At 71.6% G+C, this 16,119-nt stretch carries 12 protein-coding genes; 7 read left to right on the top strand and 5 right to left on the bottom strand.

Annotated features, from left to right (window positions below; all coding sequences use genetic code 11):
• Nucleotides 1-33: 33 nt before the first annotated feature.
• Nucleotides 34-969, bottom strand: coding sequence for a hypothetical protein (locus ACZ6TB_RS19140; RefSeq protein WP_465555848.1), 936 nt, complete (start codon nucleotides 967-969; stop codon nucleotides 34-36).
• Between the two features lie 245 nt (nucleotides 970-1,214).
• Between ACZ6TB_RS19140 and ACZ6TB_RS19135 the strand changes: the two genes are divergently transcribed.
• A complete protein-coding gene (locus ACZ6TB_RS19135) occupies nucleotides 1,215-1,820 on the top strand; it encodes an FKBP-type peptidyl-prolyl cis-trans isomerase (RefSeq protein WP_465555847.1) in 606 nt (201 codons plus the stop codon).
• A gap of 3 nt (nucleotides 1,821-1,823) precedes the next feature.
• Here the strand turns inward: ACZ6TB_RS19135 and ACZ6TB_RS19130 are convergent, their stop codons facing one another.
• From ACZ6TB_RS19130 to ACZ6TB_RS19120, 3 genes are all read right to left on the bottom strand, one after another.
• Entirely contained in the window at nucleotides 1,824-2,600 is a 777-nt protein-coding gene (locus ACZ6TB_RS19130; protein WP_465555846.1) for a YaaA family protein, read from the bottom strand.
• A 21-nt stretch (nucleotides 2,601-2,621) separates the two neighbouring features.
• A complete protein-coding gene (locus ACZ6TB_RS19125) occupies nucleotides 2,622-2,963 on the bottom strand; it encodes an STAS domain-containing protein (RefSeq protein ID WP_465555845.1) in 342 nt (113 codons plus the stop codon).
• 86 nt (nucleotides 2,964-3,049) lie between these two features.
• Nucleotides 3,050-4,702, bottom strand: a complete 1,653-nt coding sequence (locus ACZ6TB_RS19120) for a copper resistance CopC/CopD family protein (RefSeq protein WP_465555844.1) — start codon at nucleotides 4,700-4,702, stop codon at nucleotides 3,050-3,052.
• A gap of 81 nt (nucleotides 4,703-4,783) precedes the next feature.
• On the opposite strand from ACZ6TB_RS19120, the gene pgm reads away from it, so the two are divergent.
• Together pgm and ACZ6TB_RS19110 are read left to right on the top strand one after the other, a co-directional pair.
• Nucleotides 4,784-6,427, top strand: coding sequence for a phosphoglucomutase (alpha-D-glucose-1,6-bisphosphate-dependent) (gene pgm, locus ACZ6TB_RS19115; RefSeq protein ID WP_465555843.1), 1,644 nt, complete (start codon nucleotides 4,784-4,786; stop codon nucleotides 6,425-6,427).
• 75 nt (nucleotides 6,428-6,502) lie between these two features.
• On the top strand, nucleotides 6,503-8,821 hold the full coding sequence (locus ACZ6TB_RS19110; protein WP_465555842.1) for a putative bifunctional diguanylate cyclase/phosphodiesterase: 2,319 nt from the start codon (nucleotides 6,503-6,505) through the stop codon (nucleotides 8,819-8,821).
• Between the two features lie 170 nt (nucleotides 8,822-8,991).
• Here ACZ6TB_RS19110 and gndA read toward each other — a convergent pair whose 3' ends face one another.
• A complete protein-coding gene (gndA, locus tag ACZ6TB_RS19105; RefSeq protein WP_465555841.1) occupies nucleotides 8,992-10,431 on the bottom strand; it encodes an NADP-dependent phosphogluconate dehydrogenase in 1,440 nt (479 codons plus the stop codon).
• 185 nt (nucleotides 10,432-10,616) lie between these two features.
• Here gndA and ACZ6TB_RS19100 point away from each other — a divergent pair, with 185 nt between their 5' ends.
• The 4 genes from ACZ6TB_RS19100 (at nucleotide 10,617) to ACZ6TB_RS19085 (ending at nucleotide 16,115) form a co-directional block, all read left to right on the top strand.
• On the top strand, nucleotides 10,617-10,931 hold the full coding sequence (locus tag ACZ6TB_RS19100; RefSeq protein ID WP_465555840.1) for a type II toxin-antitoxin system PemK/MazF family toxin: 315 nt from the start codon (nucleotides 10,617-10,619) through the stop codon (nucleotides 10,929-10,931).
• 137 nt (nucleotides 10,932-11,068) lie between these two features.
• Complete coding sequence (locus ACZ6TB_RS19095; RefSeq protein ID WP_465555839.1) at nucleotides 11,069-12,910, top strand: SpoIIE family protein phosphatase; 1,842 nt, start codon at nucleotides 11,069-11,071, stop codon at nucleotides 12,908-12,910.
• Between the two features lie 155 nt (nucleotides 12,911-13,065).
• Nucleotides 13,066-14,325, top strand: a complete 1,260-nt coding sequence (locus ACZ6TB_RS19090; protein ID WP_465555838.1) for a KAP family P-loop NTPase fold protein — start codon at nucleotides 13,066-13,068, stop codon at nucleotides 14,323-14,325.
• Entirely contained in the window at nucleotides 14,226-16,115 is a 1,890-nt protein-coding gene (locus ACZ6TB_RS19085; protein WP_465555837.1) for an Hsp70 family protein, read from the top strand. The genes ACZ6TB_RS19090 and ACZ6TB_RS19085 overlap by 100 nt, the downstream gene beginning before the upstream one ends.
• Nucleotides 16,116-16,119 lie beyond the last annotated feature (4 nt).

Genomic DNA, 16,119 nt, shown 5'->3' with positions numbered 1-16,119 from the left:
CTTTTCCCCTTTATCGCCTTATCACTGTGAAAATCAGTGCAGGGTGGCGGCTTCGAGCGCCACCCCGCCGCAGCCGTCCCCGAACGCCTGCGTCGTCGTCCACGTCAGATTGATCTTGGCGGTCTTCGGCGCCCGGTAGGTGAGCGTGTAGACCGCCGAGTGGAAGGAGCCGTCCCGCTGCTCGAGCGTCGCCGAGGCGGTCGCCGACCCGGCCGACAGGCTCGCCCGCAGCGTGCCCTTGCCCGACACCACGCCCAGGTAGAGGCGCAGCGTCCGGGTGCCGGTGCCGGCCGGCGCCGAGATCGTGAAGCCGTTGCCCGAGCCGCACGTGCGGATCCCGGTCGGCGTGCCGTCGCTGTGGTCGACCGGGTCGCCGGCGGTCCACGCGAACCGCTGCGGGCTCAGCGCGTGCCGGAACCGCGGCGCGGTCGGGGTGCCCTCGAGGATCGCGAAGCCGCCGCCCTTCTTGCGCTCCAGGGAGAAGGTGCCGTCCTCGCCCCAGTGCACCCAGTCGCGGCTGCCCTCGGCGGTCAGGTCGACCAGCCCCGGCACCGAGCCGGCGGTCAGCGCGATCGCGCCGTTGTCCGGCGCCTTGGTGGCCGGCTTCTTCGACGGCGGGGCGGACGACGACGCCGACGCCGAGGGGGACGCCGAGGGCGACGGCGACGGGCTGCCGAGCGGGATCAGCCCGGGGCTGGCGCTGGGCAGCGAGACGCCGCCGAGGGCCGCGGTCGGCGGCGGGTCGGGCAACGGGTTGTCGTGGTCGGAGCGCATGGCCCGGCTCGCGATGAAGCCGAACCCGATCACCACGATCACGCCGGCCAGGATCACCGACGCGGACGAGGCGAACTCGTTCCATTTACGACGGTCCTGCGCCTGCGTCTCGGGGGAGTCCGCGGCGCGGCGGAATCCGATGTGACCTGTTTTCCGGTAGCGCGCGGGTGGGCGACCATTTCCGGTCGACGGCAAACCGACCCTCCCCTGGTCGTTCGCACGGCCCCGCCCGGCCGTGAATCTTTTTCATTGCGTCTCGCTGTGTGAGCCGGTAAACGATCTCACTTCGATCAGTGACGGGCTAGGCCTATTTGCGTGACGAACCGGACGGTCGATCACCCACCTCGGCGGTTCGGTGGAGGTTTCCCGCGGGGTTGCGTCCCGCTACGGGTACCGTGTCGGAAGTTTCCGCCCAGCCCGGTACAGGAGAGTCGACACTTATGAGCACCCAGACCGTGCGCCCGAGCACCGGTGATTCGGCGAAACGCCGAGGACAGGCGGTGGCCGGCGCCGTCGCGGGAGTGGCGGTCCTCGTCGTCCTGTCGGTCGTCTTCGCGCTGGTGAAGCATCACGATAATTCGGTCAAGTCGGCCCCGGCGGCCGCGCCCGCCGCGAGCGCCCCGGCCGCCGAGGCGCCGTCCGAGGCCGCCCAGCCGACCGCGGAGGCGCCCACCCCGGCAGCGGTGGACACGCCGGCCGCGCTGTCCAAGGAGCCGGACGTGAAGGCGGGCAAGGGCACCCTCTCCAAGATCGTGATCACCCCGATCGTGCCGGGCACCGGCCCGGCGGTGCAGAAGGGCCAGACGATCACCGCGAACTACAAGCTGGTCTCCTACAAGACCGGCGAGGTCATCGACTCCTCCTGGAAGCGCGGTCAGCCCTTCGCCACCCAGATCGGGGTCGGCGCCGTGATCCAGGGCTGGGACGAGGCCATCCCCGGGCAGAAGGTCGGCTCCCGCATCCAGCTCGACATCCCCGCCGCCCTGGCGTACGGCGAGCAGCAGGGCGACCTCCGCTTCGTGGTCGACATCCTCGCCGCCCAGTAGCTCCTACAGCTCCCGGACGATCACGTCGAGCTGACGCCGCGCGGTCCCGGACTCCTCGATGGTGTAGCCCAGCTCCTTGAGCGTGGTGACCACATCATCGATCGAGGCCGGGGCCGCGCCCGCTTCTGCGAGACCCCGCACGATCCGCCCCTTGGTCGCCTTGTTGAAGTGGCTGACGACGGTGCGCCGGTTGTCGCGCTCGTGCAGCACCCGCATCGTCGCCGTCTCCGGCCCGGGCGGCGTCCACATGTTCGCGTAGGCGCCGGACCGGAGATCGAGCACCGGGCCGCCGGCGGCCGCCCGGTCGAGCTTGGGCTTCAAGGCCTTCTTCCAGTACGCGGTGAGCCCGCCCACCCCCGGCAGGCTGACGCCGACCGAGCACCGGTAGGCCGGGATCCGGTCGGGAAGCCGCACCACGCCCCAGAGCCCGGAGAACACGACCGCGGTGTCGTCGAGCCAGGCGCGCGCCTCCGCGCCGAGCGTCCCCGCCCCGAGCGCCTCGTAGAGCACGCCGGTGTAGACCTCCCCGGCCGGCCGCGCCGGTGCGACCGGCAAGGCGGCGTTGCGGGCCAGCTCGTCCTTCTGCCCGGCGCTGAGCCCGAGCACCTGAAGTGATTCGGCCACGGCGCGCGCACTGGTCCGCCGGGACAGCGCCACGAGCCGGCTCTGCACCCGCTTGCGGGCGGTCCCGAGCGCCGGAAGCCAGAGCTGCTCGTGGTCAACCGGTTCACCGGACGTGGCCGGGGTCTTGCCCTCGGACGGCGGAAGCAGGATCAGCACGTCGCGAGCGTAGACACCCGGCTAACCGGCGGTGTCGGCCAGGGCCTCGGCGACGGTCGGGTAGACGCCCATGCGCTTGGCCAGGCCCACGGTCTCGAGCAGGTCGGCGAGGAACGGGGTGGGCGATGCGAGCCGGAGCCATCCGCCGGAGGCGCGGGCCCGGTTGTGGCCGAGGACGAAGGCGGAGAGGCCGGTCGAGTCGCAGAACTCGACGTCGGACAGGTCGACGACCACGCGCGGGCCGGGGTTGTCGAGGACCTGGTCGAGGGTCGTGGTCAGGACGGCGGCGCTGTCGATGTCGAGGTTTCCTCGGACGGTCACCACGACCGAGGCGTCGGGGTTGCCGACGACGGACACTTGCACGGCGGACTACCTCCGGGCGGAAGGGCGGACGGGCGGAAGGCGCGACGGGCTGCTGGCCCTCCTACTGCCCAAAAGGTGACCGAAAGTCACCTCGTAGCGGTATCCGCCGGCACCGAAACAGTCGTCTTTACCGTCGCCTGGTTCAGGTCGCCGATACGGACCGTGAACTTGATCTCGTAGGTCCCGGGGTACGGGAACGTGATCGCCCCGGCCGCGTGGTGGCGGGGCTGCAACGGCAGCAGCGGCTCGGTGACCGGTTCGAGGTCGCGGCCCTGCAGCTGCGAGGTGACCGTCCACTCGTCGGCCGGCAGCGGCGCGCCGGCGGGGGTGTAGACGAACGCGTGGATCGTGTTGTTGTCGCCGACCTCGGTCGGGAAGATGTTGAACTGCAGCGTGTAGAGCGGGCAGGTCAGGGTCTGCGAGACGCCGTCGTCGCGCACCGCGCCCTCGTCCACCGTGGCGCTGCGGCCGGGGTTGACTTGCACCAGCACCGAGCTGAGCCCGAGGATCACGGCGGTGGCCAGCACCTCGATGCCGACCGTGCGGCGCATGCGGCCGGCGCCCGCGGCGACGACCTGGCGGCGGTTGACCATGCGGCGGGCCAGGAACGCGACGGACAGCGTCGCGGCGAGCACGGCGACCTTGGCGAGCAGCAGGCGGCCGTACGACGTCTGCCAGAGCGCGGGGACCGACCCGACCTGGACGACGGCCTGCACCACGCCCCCGGCCACCAGCCAGACGACGGCCAGCGCCGCCCAGCGCGACCAGGCGGGCAGCACGACACCGAGCACGCGCGGGTCGGTGCGCCGCAGCAGGAACACGCTGAGCGTGATCAGGCCGCCGAGCCAGACCGCCATCGCCGCCAGGTGCACGACGTCGGAGGCGACGATCGCGGGCGAGAGCGGGGCGGCGGCCGCGTGCCCGGTCAGCGGCCAGGTGACCAGTCCGCCGAGCGCGACCACGACCAGGGCCAGGGCGCGCGGGCGGGAGGCGGCGCCGCGCAGGACCGGCGGGAGCAGGCCGGCGACGATCGCGAGCACCGCGATCCGGCTCAGCAGCGTGAGGCCGTACGGGCTGGTCAGCACTTGTTTCAGCTCGGTGCCGGAGACATCCCAGAGCGCCGCGCCGCTGCTGGCCGGCGCCTGCGTCCAGAGCGACGCGAGGGTGGCGATCAAGGTCAACCCCAGGCCGGCGTACGCGGTCCGCGTCGCACCCGCCCGGGACCGGCGCCGCGGCCACAACAGCCCCAGGAACAGCGCCGGTCCCACGGCGAGCGTGAGTCCCGCGTACCCCAGGAAGCGCGTGACCGGCGTCGCGACCGCGACCGAACGATGGGTGGTGGCCTCGCCGGCGGCCGGCGGCGCGGCCGAGGGCGCGCCGACCGAGAACGTGATCGCACCGCCCACCGGATGGCTGTCGGCCGAGATCACCCGGTAGCTGACCAGGTAGGTGCCGAGCGGCTGCGCGGCCCGCCGGACCGGGATGCGCAGCGTCGCGCCGGACACGCTGGGCTCGCCGGAGATCCGCTTGCCGTCCGGGTCGAGCACCTGTATCCGCCCGGTGACCGGGGTGATCGCCTCGCTGAAGGTCACCACGATCTCGGCCGGCGAGGCGCCGATGATGCTGCCGGGCGCCGGCGTGGCGCCGAGCAGCGCGGCATGGGCGCTCGCCGGTCCCGCCGGGGCGAGCAACGCGCCGAGCGCCAGGAGAAGCACGCCAACCACGCGCAGAGCCCGCATCACACCTCGTAGTTCGGATCCTGTGCAGGAATAGTTCAACCGGGTATCGATAGGCTGCGAGAGTAGCGAAGGAGGCCACCCATGTCCGTTGACCCCCGTGCCGGGAAGCCCGCCGAGGCCCGCGATCTGATCGACGTGCCGAGGGTGGTCTCGCGGTACTACACCGAGCACCCGGACCCGGGCGAGATCGCCCAGCGGGTCGCGTTCGGCACGTCCGGGCACCGTGGCTCCTCGCTGCGGACCGCGTTCAACGAAGACCACATCGCCGCCACCAGCCAGGCGATCGTCGAGTACCGCCGGGCGCAGGGCACCGACGGACCATTGTTCCTGGGCCGCGACACGCACGCGCTCAGCGAGCCCGCCATGATCACCGCGCTCGAGGTGTTCGCCGCCAGCGAGGTGACCACGCTGATCGACAGCCGGGACGGCTACACGCCGACCCCGTCGGTCTCCCGCGCGATCCTCGCCCACAACCGCGGCCGCACGACCGGGCTCGCCGACGGCGTCGTGGTCACCCCCTCGCACAACCCGCCCGACGACGGCGGCTTCAAGTACAACCCGCCCAACGGCGGCCCGGCCGACACCGACGCCACCAGATGGATCCAGGACCGGGCCAACGAGCTGATCGCCGCCGGCCTCACCGGCGTGCGCCGCGTTCCGGCCACCCGGGCCCGCGCGTCCGAGCACGTCCAGGGCTACGACTTCCTCGACGGCTACGTGGCCGACCTGCCCTCGGTGATCGACCTCGACGCGATCCGGAACGCGGGGGTGCGCATCGGCGCCGACCCGCTCGGTGGGGCCAGCGTCGGCTACTGGGGCGAGATCGGCGAGCGGTACGGCCTCGACCTGACCGTGGTGAACCCGCGCGTCGACCCGGCGTTCGGCTTCATGACCCTCGACTGGGACGGCAAGATCAGGATGGACTGCTCCTCGCCGTACGCGATGGCGTCCCTGATCCACCAGAAGGACCGGTTCCAGGTCGCCACCGGCAACGACGCGGACGCCGACCGGCACGGCATCGTCACCCCCGACGCCGGGCTCATGAACCCCAACCACTACCTGGCCGTCGCCATCTCCTACCTGTTCGGGCAGCGCGGCGAGTGGCCCGCCGGCGCCGCCATCGGCAAGACCCTGGTCTCGTCCTCGATGATCGACCGGGTCGCCGGCGACCTGGGCCGCCGGCTCGACGAGGTGCCGGTGGGGTTCAAGTGGTTCGTGCCCGGCCTGCTGTCGGGCGAGGTCGGCTTCGGCGGCGAGGAGAGCGCGGGCGGATCGTTCCTGCGCCGCGACGGCTCGGCCTGGAGCACCGACAAGGACGGCATCATCCTCGACCTGCTCGCCTCCGAGATCATCGCGGTGACCGGGCGGACCCCGAGCGAGCACTACCGCGACCTCACGGCGAAGTTCGGCGAGCCGGCGTACGCCCGGATCGACGCCCCCGCCACCCGCGAGGAGAAGGCGGTGCTGGCCAAGCTCTCGCCCGAGCAGGTGACGGCGAAGGAGCTGGACGGCGAGCCGATCACGGCCGTGCTGACCACCGCGCCCGGCAACGGCGCCGCGATCGGCGGCCTCAAGGTCGCGACCGCGTCCGGCTGGTTCGCCGCCCGCCCGTCCGGCACCGAGGACGTCTACAAGATCTACGCCGAGTCGTTCAAGGGGCCGGAGGCGCTCGCCCGCATCCAGGAGGAAGCGCGCGGAGTGGTCTCCGCCGCACTGAAGGGCTGATTTTCTCAGCTCCCGGGGCTCCCGGCCGACAGGTATGCCGCAAAGGTATACCGACTCGGGAGCCCAGGGGAGCGCATGCCAGATCGCGTCGTGCCCGCCGCCCGGCCCTCCAGGGTCGGCAGCGGGCCAGGACCCTTGCTGGTCGCGGCCGCGTGCGTGGCCGCGATGGTGGGCTGGCTCCTGCTCGGCGAGCCCGGCGGCCTCTACGCCGGTTACGCGGGCGGCCCGATCGCGATGGCCGCGGCGGTCTACGCCTGCCAGCGGATCGGCTCCTCGATCATGGTGGCCCGCCCGGTGCGGGCCTTCTGGCGGCAGCTCTCGCACGCCTCGATCCTGGTGCTGGTCGGCGCCTGCGCCACGCTGGCGCTGGCCAACAACAACGCCGGCATGTCCCTCTACACCGCCGGGCCGAACGTGCTCGGCATCTTCTGGGTCATGTTCGCGCTGGGCCGGCTGCCGCTGGGCGACCGCACCCCGCTCGGCTGGGCCCGGATCCTGCTCGACGGCGCCACCGTCGCCGTCGCCGGCACGCTGATCTTCTACTACGTCGTGCTCAGCTTCGCGCCGCCCGGCACCGACCTGACCACCCGCGCGCTGGCCGGCGCCGTCGGCGTCAGCGGCCTGCTCAGCCTGGTGATCATCGGGAAGGCCGCGGTCGCGCCCGACGCCCCGATCGACCCGCTGGCGCTGCGCCTGCTCGCCGTCGCGCCGATCGTGGCCGTCTCGCTCGCCGTGCTGCTGATCGCCGGCGCCCCGGAGCCGCGGCTGATCCTGTCGGTGCTGACCGGTCCGGTCGTCGCCCTGTCGTTCTGCGTCGCCGCCTACCGCCAGCACATCGTCCTGGGCCGCCCGCCGGCCGAGGGCGACCCCGCCGCGAAGCACCGCCGCTCGCACTGGGACATGCTCCCGTTCCTGGCCGTCACCGCCACCGCGGGCCTGGTCATCACCGTCTCGGCCCGCCAGATGGACGGCCGCGAGCGGGCCGTGATCATCGGCGCCGTGCTGATCGTGGTCTGCGGTGTCGCCCGCCAGCTGCTCGGCCTGCGCGAGAACAAGCGCCTGCTCGAGGGCATCCAGACCCAGCAGACCGAGCTCGAGCGCCTGGCCATGACCGACCCGCTGACCGGGCTGGCCAACCGCACCCGGTTCGCCGCCGCGCTCGCCGAGCGGCTCGCCGCCCACCGCGCCGTCACCGTGCTCCTGATCGACATCGACGACTTCAAGATGATCAACGACTCGATGGGCCCGGCCCTCGGCGACCAGCTGCTCTACCAGGTCGCCCAGCGGCTGCGGGTCAACGGCCAGGTCCGCGACCTGCCGGCCCGCCTCGGCGGCGACGAGTTCGGGGTACTGCTCGACACCGACGACGTCGAGACCGCCGAGGACGCGGCCCAGCGCACGCTCCAGGCCCTGGCCGAGCCGTTCCGGGTCGGCGAGCACCAGTTGCTCGCCAACGCCAGCATCGGCGTGGCGATCGCCGGGCCGGGCGACAGCGCCGACGAGGTGCTGCGCAACGCCGACATCGCCATGTACGCGGCGAAGGAGAGCGGCAAGGCGGCCTGGGTGCGCTTCGAGCCCCGGATGCGCCAGGACGTGGTCAACCACGCGCGCCTGGGCAGCGAGCTGCACAACGCGATCATCCGGCACGAGCTGTTCCTGCTCTACCAACCCGTCTTCGACATCGTGACCGGCCGCCTGCACGGCGCCGAGGCCCTGGTGCGCTGGAAGCACCCGGTGCGCGGCTTCGTCTCGCCCGGCGACTTCATCCCGGTCGCCGAGCGCTCCGGCCTGATCGTGCCGCTCGGCTCGTGGGTGCTGCGCGAGGCCTGCGAGCAGCTGGCCCGCTGGAAGGCTGCGTACGGCGCCGGCGCGATCAAGGCGATCAACGTCAACGTCGCGGTCCGCCAGCTGCGCGAGCCCGGTTTCGTCGACGAGGTCGCCGCCGTGCTCAGCGAGACCGGCCTGCTCCCGCAGAACCTGGTCGTGGAGATCACCGAGTCGTCGGTGGCCGACGGCCGCCAGGTGCGCGAGACCCTGAACGCGCTGCACGAGATGGGCGTCCGGCTGGCGCTGGACGACTTCGGCACCGGGCAGTCGTCGCTGTCGCTGCTGCGGGCGTTCCCGGTGGACGTGCTGAAGCTGGACAAGTCGTTCGTCGACGGCATCGCCGACGGCGAGGACCGTGGCCGCCTGGCCGTGGCCGCGGCGGTCGCCCAGCTGGCCGAGTACCTCCAGCTGTCGGCCGTGGCCGAGGGCATCGAGAGCGAGGCCCAGCTGGAGCGCCTGCGCGACATGGGGTACCGCCTGGGCCAGGGCTTCTTCATGTCGAAGCCGCTGCCCGCGGACGAGGCCGGCGCCCTGATGGCCGCCGACCCCGTCACCGTGCTGCGCTGATCAGGGCTGTTCCGCCCTTTCAAGCCCGCCCCACCAACCAGGCCCGCCCACCCAGGGGGATCCCCCGCCGCTCATTATCGCGAAGTTGGCCCATGATCGGGCCGACGACGCGGGCGAGCTGTGGACAACCGGCGGGTGTGGAAACGCGGGGCTTGATCGGTGCGATGTGCTTAAGCGTCCACTTCCTTGCGGTCGTCCGTGGCCCAGAGGGTGTGGAACGAGCCCTCCTTGTCGACGCGGTGGTACGTGTGCGCGCCGAAGAAGTCGCGCTGGCCCTGGATCAGGGCGGCCGGCAGGCGCTTGGCCCGCAGACCGTCGTAGTAGGCCAGCGCCGACGCGAAGCCCGGCGCCGGGATGCCCTGGGCCGCCGCGGTCGCCGCGACCCGGCGCCACGCGTCCTGCGCGCCGCTCACCGCGTCCAGGAAGTAGTCGTCGACCAGCAGCGTCGCCAGCTGGGGCTGCTTGTCGTACGCCTGCTTGATGAAGTCCAGGAACTTGGCCCGGATGATGCAGCCGGCCCGCCAGATCTTCGCCATCGCGCCCGGGTCGATCTGCCAGTCGTACTCCTTGCTGGCCGCCTGGATCTGCTGGAAGCCCTGCGCGTAGGCCACGATCTTGGAGGCGAACAGCGCCTGCTCGACGTCGGCCTGCAGGTCGCCCGCGTGCGAGCCGGCCGACACCGACGGGCCGGGCAGCCCCGCGTCCTGCGCCGCCTTGCGGGTCTCGGCCCCGCCCGACAGCGCCCGGGCGAACACCGACTCGGCGATGCCGCTCACCGGGACACCCAGGTCGAGGGCGGCCTGCACGGTCCAGCGGCCGGTGCCCTTCTGCTCGGCCTGGTCGAGCACGATGTCGACGAACGGCCGGCCCGACGCGGCGTCGACCTGCTTGAGCACCTCGGCGGTGATCTCGATCAGGTACGAGCCGAGGCGGCCCTCGTTCCAGCCCTTGAAGATCTCGGCGATCTCCGCCGGGGAGTGCCCGCCGACCTGACGCAGCAGGTCGTACGCCTCGGCGATGAGCTGCATGTCCGCGTACTCGATGCCGTTGTGCACCATCTTGACGAAGTGGCCGGCGCCGTCCGGGCCGACGTGCACGCAGCACGGCTCGCCGTCCACCTTGGCCGCGATGTCCTCGAGCAGGGGACCGAGAGCGTCGTACGACTCCTTGGGCCCGCCCGGCATGATGCTCGGCCCGTGCAGCGCGCCCTCCTCGCCACCCGAGACGCCGGCGCCGACGAAGTGGATGCCGATCTCCTTCAGCGCCGCCTCCCGCCGGCGGGTGTCCAGGTAGTGCGCGTTGCCCGCGTCGATGAGCATGTCGCCCTTCTCCAGCAGCGGCGCGAACTCGTCGATCACGGCGTCGGTCGGCCCGCCGGCCTTCACCATGATCACCACACGGCGGGGGCGCTCGAGGCTGGCCACGAAGTCCTCGGCGCTCTCCGACGGAATGAAGCTGCCCTCGTGGCCGAACTGCTCGACCAGCTCTTTGGTACGGCCGTACGAGCGGTTGTGCAGGGCCACGGTGTGGCCGTGCCGGGCGAAGTTGCGCGCCAGGTTGCGCCCCATCACCGCCAGACCGGTGACCCCGATCTGTGCCTTCTCCGACATCATTGACGTCCTTCCCTAGCTGCTCTCTACGACCTCATTCTTACCTACGGGATTGGACCGATCTTGGTTCGATCCCGGTCGTCCCAGCGGGTTGGATCGGACGCGCCGCGGCCTGCGCGTGGCGTAAGATCCGCGCGGCGGTAGAGTCTGCGCGTGCCGACGCCTGCCACCCCCGATGTGATCCCATGAGGCGTGGCGAGATCTGGACCATCGGCAGCCGCACCGATCTTCGCTACCGCGTTCTCGTGCTCTCCGGGGACAGCTACAACGAGCGGAAGAACGCGTCGCCCTTCTGCGCGCCGATCGTCCGCCAGCGGGGGGCGACCGAGCTTCCACCGTACGCGGTGGCCCTCACCGAGCAGGACCCGATCACCGGGGTCGTGGTGGTCAACCGCATGCGCCGCCTGCCCGCGTCGGTCGGCGCCGAGCGCATCGGCATGGTCACCGGGCAGAGCATGGTCCGTCTGACCGAGGCCATGCGGCAGCTGTTCGAAATCTGAGCACCCTTCGGGTGATTGGCGCGAGGTCGCGCCGCAGGTCGAGGGCCCACCCGGATGAACGGGGGATGACGCTCTTGGTTTCCGTGCCGTAAGCAAGAGTCCGTACACGTCATGCGGCATTGTGGAGGAGAGGCACGGTGGGTCGGGCATACGCGGAAGCAGTCGGCAGCCTGCGCCCTGCCGTCCGCCCACCGATGGCGGCCGAGGCCGATCGGGCCATCGTGGAGCGTGCCGTCGGGCTGCTCGCCGGCCGGGCCCGCTGCCGGGTCGCCGAGGCCCGCCGCCACCTGCTGCGGATGGCCGCCGACCAGGGCCGCGACCTGCTCGAGGTGGCCGCCGGCCTGGTCCGCGCCCTCGACGTCTCCGAGTCCAGCGACGTGCCCCGGCTCGACGTGCTGACCGCGCCGATCGCCGACGTGCCGATCGCCCCGATGCGCCGCTTCGAGCCGTGGCTCGCGGTCGTCCAGCACGTCCTCGACGTCACCCCTGGCATGTGTGGCTACCTGGTCGCCGAGCGTGACCACGGCGGCCGCATCGTCGACCTGATCTGGCAGGCGGCCAGCCCCGAGGCGTCCACACCCGACGGCAGCCGCGGCGCTCAGCTGATCGGCCGGCGGGCCAGCGTGCAGTTCCCGTCCTCGCCCGGCAGCGGCCGCTGGGACACCTACCAGGGCGTCCTCGACACCGGCAGCCCGGCCGCGATCGGGCCGTTCCGCTACGGCGACGGGACGTACACGGTTCGCGCCCACCGGCTCGGCCCCGGCCTGCTGGTGCATTGGACCAGGCACGACGGCACCGGCCGTGAGGGCGAGCGGATGTCCGGCACCGAGCGGCTCGGCAACCTCGGCTGGGGCGAGTGGGACCTGGTCACCGGGGACATCTTCTGGTCCGAGCACCTCTACCGGATCTTCGAGCGCGACCCGGGGCTGGGCCCGATGAGCCGCGCCGAGTCCGACGCGCTGACCGTCTCCGACGACGCGCCGCTGGTCGTCGAGGCGCTGGAGGCGTTCGACCGGGCCACCCAGGTCGACGTCACCACCCGGGTCCGCATCGGCGGCCGGGTCAAGCACCTGCGCACGGTCGCCGACGCGGTCCGCGACGCCGCCGGCCGGCCGCTGCGCCTCTACGGCATCGTGCAGGACGTCACCGACCGGGAGAACGACGCCCGCCGCCTGGCCGAGGTCGAGCGGCAGCTGGCCGACGAGCACGAGCTGGCCGCCCACCTCCAGCGGATCATCCAGCCGGTGCCCGAGGGCCCGATCGAGCTGCCCGGCATCAAGGTCGCCCTGCGCTACCTGCCGGCCGGGCAGGAGAGTCTGGTCGGCGGCGACTGGTACCAGGCGACCCAGCTGCGCGACGGCACGGTGCTGCTCGCGGTCGGCGACGTGGCCGGGCACGGCACCCCGGCCGCGACCACGATGGCCCAGCTGCGGCACGCCCTGCGCGCGCTGGCCGTCACCACCAGCGACCCGGGCGTGCTGCTCGGCCAGCTCAACCGGCTGACCTGCGACCTCGAGCGGGAGAACCCCGAGCTGGCGGCCACCGCCGTGGTCGCGCGCTTCGATCCGGCCCGCCAGGAGATCACCTGGGCCCAGGCCGGCCACCCGCCGCCGCTGCTCAACCGCGGTGGCCGCACGGTGCCCCTCGAGCGCCCGCCCGGCCCGATCCTCGGCGTGGTCGACGACGCGGTCTATCCCACCGCCCGCATGTCGTTCCGGCACGGCGACGTGCTGCTGCTCTACACCGACGGGCTGGTCGAGCACCGCGGCCGCGGCCTCGACGACGGCCTCGACCAGGTGATGCGCACGGTCGACGCGGCGGTCGCGGCGTCACCGCAGCAGCCCCTGGCCCAGCTGCTGGCCCGCCTGCGCCGGGCCAACCCCGACGACGACACCTGCATCCTGGCCGCCCGCCCGGTCACCGGCGAGACCCGCGACCTGCGCCACCACCTGACGGGCCGCAGCTCCGCGCGTTCATGAACCAGTCACCTCACCGGAGACCCTGGTCTGCTTCCTATCTGACACCGGGCCAGCGGTGTCCATGATTTGCTATTTCCGCACGTCGTGCCCCATCTAGTATCCGGCGGCGCGGACGGCGGCGCCCGGCCGCCGCGCGCGACCGCGGAGGTCCGCCCATGAGCTCCGGCACGAGCCCGATGCTGCTCACCGACAACCCGGTGGCCGGGGCCGCCGACGACGACTTCGGCTTCCGTGGTCACGCCGAGATCCTCTGCGACGCGATCGTGGCCACCACGAACCTCCCCTTGACCATCGGCGTGTTCGGACCGTGGGGCACCGGTAAGTCGAGTTTCATGAACATCTGCCGGGACATCCTCGGGTCCCGCGGCATTCCCGCCATCGGCTTCAACCCCTGGAAATACGATCAGAAGGAGGAGATCTGGCACGCCCTCATCCAGACCGTCCTCACCGAGATAGTCGAAGCGGCGGGCCCGAGTCCCCGCCTGATGGAGAAGGCCCGGCAGCTGAGCATGACGGCGAGCTGGCTACTCACCCGCCGCGTGGTCGGGCCGTTGACGGCAGGCTTCGTCACCGGCGAGGACGTGGACGCCGTCCGGGACGCCTGGCAGGCGCGAGGCAACGACAACTACCGGCACGTCAACCATTTCGAGGAGGACTTCGCCGAGGTGGTCGCTGCCTTCACGAAGGGCGGCCGCCTGGTCGTCTTCGTGGATGACCTGGACCGGTGTTCCGGAGACGCGGCGGTCGCGGCCCTCGACTCCCTCAAGCTTTTCCTGGGCGACGCTTCCTGCGTTTTCGTGCTTGCCATGGACTACCAGGTGATGGCCGAGGCGGCGGCAGTCCGGCTCAACGGCGACGAGGTCCGCGGCCGCCAATACCTGGAAAAGCTGATCCACTTCCCGTTCCACCTGCCCGCCGTCCGCTTCGAGGCCGTCTATAAGCAGCTGCGCGACAAGGTCGTCACCGGCCTGGGCGACGATCCGGCGCTGTGGCGGCTCGTCGAGGCGGCGTTCCAGGACAACCCCCGACGCATCCGACGTTTCATGTCCGCGCTCAACTTGACCGCGCAGACTCTGCGCCTGCACAGCGAACCGAGCCGCGAGCGGCTCATCCACGCCGCGATCCTGCTCACGCTGCGGCTCCAGCACCCCGAATTCTTCCGCCGGATCGAGATCAGCCCGCAAGTCTGGTCCCGCATGGACGACGCGGCCCGCGGCGACAAGAGCGCCCTGCGACAGGACGAACTCGAGCTGGCCGACCAGGATCCCGACCTCCTCCGCCTACTCGCCGCGATCACCCCGGGCGGCCACGGCGGTTGCGAGTTTCCGCCGATCCCCACCCTGGACCAGATCGAGGTTGTCACGAAGGTCCTGACCGTCACCGGTGGCCTTTACGCGACTGCCGAGGAGTCATAGTCATGCTGGACGACGAGATATCACCGGACATCGGACACGTGATCGGCCTCGACATCGGGGACGGCGAAAGCTCGCTCGCCTGGCTCTCGGTCGCGGATCCGGGGGTCGCGCGAGTGCACCGCCGCACCCGATCGGGAGAGGAGAGCATCGTCACGGCCTTTGCGCGGGCGCGGGGCGACCACCGGCGGCTGATCGGCGAGGAGGCGCTCCTGGCGAGGGACGCGCTCCAGTTCAGTGTCAACTCCAAGCAGGTGCCCGAAGCCTGGGATCTCGCGACCCCTGACGCGGTGCTCTTCGCCCAGAGTCTGATCGCCGAGTTCCGTGCAGATCGGCCCGACGTCGCGGCCGACAGCATGATCTACGTCGGCCACCCGGCCGGTTGGCCGTCCGGCGCTGTCGTTGCGTACCAGCACCACTTCGCGAGTCTCGGCGTACATCTGCGCCTCATGCCGGAGTCGCATTCGGCGCTCGTCTACGTACGCGACCGGGCCGGCGGCGCGGACCGCAGCCTCGACCGGGTACTGGTGGTGGACGTGGGCTCGTCGACGACCGACTGCACGTTCGTGCAGGACTTAACGCCGGTCAACCTTCCGGTCGGGGCCGAGCTCGGGTGCCGGCAGATCGACCGGGAGCTCGCGGAGAGTGTCCGGTCCGCCCTGAGCCACGACCGGGAGCTGACCGACGCCCTTGGCGTCCAGGGCGGCGAGGAATTTCTTCTGCTGGCCTGTCGATGGGCCAAGGAAGCGCAGTTCTCCCGGAACGCACGACGGATCCTGGACCTGCGGGAGTCCTGCGATCCCCGCTACGCGCCGATCGTCGACCGAGCCTGGACCTGGCTTCAGGCCTTGGAGATCCCACAGGTCGTGGCACGCCCAACCGGCTGGTCGGGGCGGCTGCGAGAGTTGCTGACCGAAGTCCGGGACCACCTCGAGGGGACGCCGCCAGAGCTGATCGTACTCACCGGCGGCGGCTCCCGGATGCCGCTGGTCCGCGGGATGTGCGAGTCGGTGTTCCCCCGATCACGGGTCGAGAACGACGACCAGCCCTCCTTCTCGGTCGCGCGCGGACTTGCCGCCAATGGCCGGCACCGGGTGAACGTGGTGCGATTCCGTCGAGACGTTCACGCGCTCACCCAGGCGCCGGCGTTCCGTGAGGAGCTCCGCGACGAGACGGCCGGCACCGTCGAGAAAGTCAAGACATCGATCGTCACGCGGATCACCACGGCCGGACCGGGGACGTCGCCGCTGAACCTCGCCGCTCTCGCCGACCCCGAGGTTCTCCGGGCCGACCCGGCGATGGTCCGGCTACAGGCTCAGCTCACCGCAACGCTGGAGGCGTCGCTGGGCCCACGGGTTCGGGCGATCTGCCGAGAGTACGGCGTTCCCGACGACAACATCGAGATGAGCTTCTCGTTGCCGGACGTACTCCCGGGGACGGTGACCGAACTGATCAACACCGAGCTTTCCGCCGACCGGTTCTCGGAGGCAGCGTTCGACGCGATCGGGACGAGTTTCCAGATTGGCCGCTTCGCGGGCATGCTCGGCGGCGCTGCCAAGTTTGCCAAGGTGCCGCACTTGATTCCGATAACGATCGCCGCCATGGGCGTTAGCGCGGCCGCCTCGGCGGGGTCGGCGTACTGGGCCGCCCGCGCGCGGAAACGGCTCGTTGCCGCCGTTCAGGGCGCCGAGCTCGGCGAGGAGGCACTTCAGCAGTTGGTCGACGAGGTGGCCGCGTCGCTCACCCGGCAGATGGATGAGCGCGCGGCTCAAATCGAGCGCTTCCTGGCCTGAGCCG

The organism is Actinoplanes sp. NPDC051537, from assembly GCF_055586105.1.
Note: the sequence above shows the minus strand (reverse complement) of the source record. Positions and strands in the feature narration are given on the sequence as shown.

Bases quoted from the DNA above. Each gene is read 5' to 3' on its own strand.
- ACZ6TB_RS19135 (WP_465555847.1), top strand. From the start codon at position 1,215: ATGAGCACCCAGACCGTGCGCCCGAGCACCGGTGATTCGGCGAAACGC.
- ACZ6TB_RS19090 (WP_465555838.1), top strand. From the start codon at position 13,066: ATGAGCTCCGGCACGAGCCCGATGCTGCTCACCGACAACCCGGTGGCC.
- pgm (WP_465555843.1), top strand. From the start codon at position 4,784: ATGTCCGTTGACCCCCGTGCCGGGAAGCCCGCCGAGGCCCGCGATCTG.
- ACZ6TB_RS19120 (WP_465555844.1), bottom strand. From the start codon at position 4,702: ATGCGGGCTCTGCGCGTGGTTGGCGTGCTTCTCCTGGCGCTCGGCGCG.
- gndA (WP_465555841.1), bottom strand. From the start codon at position 10,431: ATGTCGGAGAAGGCACAGATCGGGGTCACCGGTCTGGCGGTGATGGGG.
- ACZ6TB_RS19110 (WP_465555842.1), top strand. From the start codon at position 6,503: ATGCCAGATCGCGTCGTGCCCGCCGCCCGGCCCTCCAGGGTCGGCAGC.
- ACZ6TB_RS19100 (WP_465555840.1), top strand. From the start codon at position 10,617: ATGAGGCGTGGCGAGATCTGGACCATCGGCAGCCGCACCGATCTTCGC.